Source organism: Arthrobacter sp. 2YAF22_2 (assembly GCF_052114645.1).
Classification (GTDB): domain Bacteria; phylum Actinomycetota; class Actinomycetes; order Actinomycetales; family Micrococcaceae; genus Arthrobacter.
On record NZ_JBFRFD010000612.1, the window covers coordinates 1 to 1,886 of the forward strand.

The 1,886-nt window shown below is 66.8% G+C and carries 3 protein-coding genes; 2 read left to right on the forward strand and 1 reads right to left on the reverse strand.

The genetic code is table 11. From position 1 onward, the window contains the following. Nucleotides 1–394 (reverse strand): protein kinase domain-containing protein (locus AB4Y86_RS17850; RefSeq protein WP_441403492.1); only part of this gene is annotated, 394 nt, incomplete at its 3' end. Between the two features lie 107 nt (nt 395–501). On the opposite strand from AB4Y86_RS17850, the gene lipB reads away from it, so the two are divergent. Both lipB and AB4Y86_RS17860 read left to right on the forward strand, forming a co-directional pair. Next, nucleotides 502–1,170, forward strand: a complete 669-nt coding sequence (gene lipB / locus AB4Y86_RS17855; RefSeq protein ID WP_441403493.1) for a lipoyl(octanoyl) transferase LipB — start codon at nt 502–504, stop codon at nt 1,168–1,170. After that, nucleotides 1,167–1,886: lipoyl synthase (locus AB4Y86_RS17860; RefSeq protein WP_441403494.1), on the forward strand; the 720-nt coding region annotated here is incomplete at its 3' end. The genes lipB and AB4Y86_RS17860, both read left to right, overlap by 4 nt.

The window sequence follows — 1,886 nt, forward strand, 5'->3', positions numbered from 1 at the left end:
GGCCCAGGCTGCCGCGGGCCGCCAGCAGCTCCGCCAGCGATCCACCCGGTGCGTAGTCCAGCACCAGCCCCAGCCCGTCGCCGCCGGTCCGGTGGCGCACCCGCACCACGGCCTGCGCCTTGACCAGGTGCTCGTGGTCCAGGGCGGAGAGGATCCGCACCTCTCGGCGCACCGCATCCTCGGCGGCCCCGGGCGGCGGCCGGTCCCCGGCGACGGCCCGGCGGGGGCGGGCCGGCGCGAAGCATTTGAGCGCCACGTCCCGACCCGACGCCCGGTCCGTGGCGAGCCAGACGGCAGCCGTGCCGCCGCGGCCCAACAGCCGCCCGACGTCGTAACCGGAGACCTCCGGAGCCGGTCCGGGATCCGGACGCGAAGACAGCTCGTATTCATTCATAGCTCAGGAATAGCCGATCCCCGTGATCCCCGCAGAAGTTATCCACAGGCATGAGAGCTTCGCCACAGAATCAGTAGGCGCGACGGCCGGGGACTAAGCTGAATGCCATGACTCTTCAGTTCTCCCAGCTGGGTCTCGCTCCCGATTTCGTCGACTACACCCGCGGCTGGGACGTCCAGCGCGAACTCCACGAGAAAGTCGTCGCCGGGACCGCACCCAGCACCGTTCTGCTACTCGAACACTCCTCGGTGTATACCGCCGGTAAACGCACCGAGGACCATGAACGCCCCTTCGACGGCACCCCCGTGGTGCCGGTGGACCGCGGCGGCAAGCTGACCTGGCATGGCCCGGGCCAGTTGGTGGGCTATCCCGTCATCAAGTTGAAGAACCCGGCCGGCATCCGGGACTACGTCGAGCGGCTCGAAGCCGTCATCATCGCCGTCCTGGCCGACTACGGCATCGACGCCGTTCGGATCAAGGGCCGCGCCGGCGTCTGGCTCGAACAGGACGAGAAGGGCCCGGCACGCAAGATTGCCGCCATCGGCATCCGGGTCCACGAGGGCGTGACCATGCACGGCTTCGCCATCAATTGCAACAACGACCTCGCCCCCTACGGCCAGATCATTGCCTGCGGCATCGCCGACGCCGGCGTCACCACGATCGCACAGGAGATCGGCCGGGACATCACTCCGGCCGACCTCGTTTCGCGGATCATCGAGGAACTGCGCAACAATGAAGAAGCCCTAGTTGCAACCCATGAAGGAGCCCTACTGTGACACTGGCACCAGAAGGCCGGAAGATGCTGCGCATTGAGCAGCGAAATGCGGCCACCCCGGTGGAACGGAAGCCCGAATGGATTAAGGCCAAGGTCCAGATGGGCCCGGAGTTCGTCCAGCTCAAAAACCTGGTCAAGAAGGAAGGCCTCCACACCGTCTGCGAAGAGGCCGGCTGCCCCAACATCTTCGAATGCTGGGAAGACAAGGAAGCCACCTTCCTGATCGGCGGCTCCGAATGCACCCGCCGCTGCGACTTCTGCCAGATCGACACCGGCAAGCCCTCCCCGGTGGACATGTTCGAACCCACCAAAGTGGCCCGCTCGGTCCAGGCCATGGCGCTGCGCTACGCCACCGTCACCGGGGTGGCCCGCGACGACCTCGCCGACGAGGGCGTCTGGCTCTACGCCGAAACGGTCCGCAAGATCCACGAACTGAACCCCGGCACCGGCGTCGAACTCCTGATCCCCGACTTCTCCGGCAAGCCCGAGCACATCGCGGCGATCTGCGATTCCAAGCCCGAGGTGTTCGCGCACAACGTCGAGACCGTCCCGCGGATCTTCAAGCGGATCCGTCCCGCGTTCCGCTACGAGCGGTCCCTGGATGTCATCACCCAGGGCCGCAAGCTCGGCATGGTGACCAAATCCAACCTGATCCTGGGCATGGGCGAGACCCGCGAGGAAATCTCCGAGGCCCTCCGCGACCTGCACGACGCCGGC

Coding starts and splice junctions, on each gene's coding strand:
- lipB (WP_441403493.1), top strand. CDS start 502: ATGACTCTTCAGTTCTCCCAGCTGGGTCTCGCTCCCGATTTCGTCGAC.